The sequence below is a fragment of the Microtetraspora sp. AC03309 genome, assembly GCF_020826795.1.
Classification (GTDB): domain Bacteria; phylum Actinomycetota; class Actinomycetes; order Streptosporangiales; family Streptosporangiaceae; genus Microtetraspora; species Microtetraspora glauca.
On record NZ_JADDIL010000273.1, the window covers coordinates 1 to 828 of the forward strand.

Sequence of the window (828 nt, forward strand, 5' to 3'; positions counted from 1 at the left end):
CTTGCAGGATCATGACTTCCTGGCCGTCATCGAGCGCCTGGTAGACCCAGATCTTGCGGATGCCGCCCTGCTCGAAACGGTCCAGGCCGTCGTGCACCTTGCGCATCAGCGTGGGGACGTCGTCGACGGTGGCGATCGCGCCGACGATCACGCCGGCCACATGACCCTCCGGAGACGGCTCGGCGACGTCGATTTTCTCCACGACTTCACCACCGAATATCGGTGGGATGTCTTCGACACCCGAAATGTCGAACCATTCGAATATCGCCGGTGAACGCAACACATCGCGAATTGATCGGGCATGCCGAATGCCGATGGTCACCAGTACCCGCCCGGGCTCCCAAATTGATTTGTAGAGCACCACGTGATGAGCGCCGATCGATAAAAGTCCGGAACGGTGTTTCTTCATCCATTTCCACATTTGTTCGACATCGTCGACGCGGAAATCGCACGAGAGAATGAGTGAGTGCAGATCGTACTCACTCATTTCGCTACCGGCCTTTCTTTCGCAGTGTGGCAAGAGATTAGCGCAGTCTAACCTTAGTTAGGACAGCCAGTCCACTCTTCGTGGCCACGCCGGGGGCCCAGGGGTCCGGGATGGTCTGACAATGTCCCACGAACACGCCGAATTGACCGTTAATCATTGCGCTCGGCGATGCTTTCTGCACTAGATTGGATGTGCACGACAGACGGCAACACTTGACCAGCCCTCAAGGTGCTTAGGAGTCACGATGCAAGGCGATCCAGATGTTCTGAAATTGCTCAACGAGCAATTGACGAGCGAACTCACCGCAATTAACCAATATTTCCTGCATTCGAAGATGCAAG

General features: G+C 55.7%; 1 protein-coding gene and 1 pseudogene. One reads left to right on the plus strand and one right to left on the minus strand.

Annotated elements, in window-relative coordinates; all coding sequences use genetic code 11:
* A partial coding sequence (locus IMZ11_RS42785) for a hypothetical protein (protein ID WP_228649312.1) occupies window positions 1-487 on the minus strand: 487 nt, incomplete at its 3' end.
* Window positions 488-731: 244 nt separating this feature from the next.
* Between IMZ11_RS42785 and IMZ11_RS42790 the strand changes: the two are divergent.
* Window positions 732-828: pseudogene (locus IMZ11_RS42790) on the plus strand (bacterioferritin); the annotation flags it as partial.